The sequence below is a fragment of the Rhodanobacter thiooxydans LCS2 genome, assembly GCF_000264375.1.
GTDB classification, from domain to species: Bacteria; Pseudomonadota; Gammaproteobacteria; order Xanthomonadales; family Rhodanobacteraceae; genus Rhodanobacter; species Rhodanobacter thiooxydans.
Genome location: NZ_AJXW01000134.1, coordinates 1 through 585, shown reverse-complemented (window position 1 = coordinate 585; position 585 = coordinate 1). Strand labels below are relative to the sequence as shown.

The following is a 585-nucleotide window of genomic DNA, read 5'->3' as shown; positions in this document are numbered from 1 at the left end:
CTTCAAAGTTGAATCCGCCCCTGTACTTCTTCCCGCGCCAGGACGGTGGGAACGCGCTGCGAACGCTTCGCGCGCACCATCGTCTCCATCCACGGCAAGTCAATCCGCAACACCTCCCGATACAGAAACAGCAGCGCCGACAGCGCCTGATTCTGCGTGCTGGCAGCCACGCCGCCGCGCACGGCCAGTACGGAAAGGAAGCCTTCCACTTCCACCGCACCCATATCACGCGGATGGCGCTTTCCGTTCGCCAGAATGAACCGGCGTATCCATCCCACGTAGATGGCCTCGGTACGCAAACTATAGTGTTTGAGCCGCAAACGTCGCCGAACCTCGTCCAGCAGGCGGGGCGCAGGTACCCCCGAATCAGCAGCCGTTATCACCGTCGATTGTGGGGGATAAGACATAGCACCTCGATCCGCGAGATATGCAACGACAGCATCGCCCCCACACACCCCCAGCCGCCATCCGGCAACCCCTTGTCTGTCCGCAGGATTCATCCGCTTGACCCGTGCCGGTCGAAAGCTGAACATCCGGTGCATATGCCCCGGTCTGGGGTCTACTAAGCGTTCGGCAGCAAGAGCG

1 pseudogene is annotated in these 585 nt (G+C 61.4%); it reads right to left on the bottom strand.

Annotated elements, in window-relative coordinates:
- Positions 1–23 precede the first annotated feature (23 nt).
- Positions 24–407, bottom strand: a pseudogene (locus UUA_RS18185) (phage integrase N-terminal SAM-like domain-containing protein); the annotation flags it as partial.
- Between the last annotated feature and the right edge of the window lie 178 nt (positions 408–585).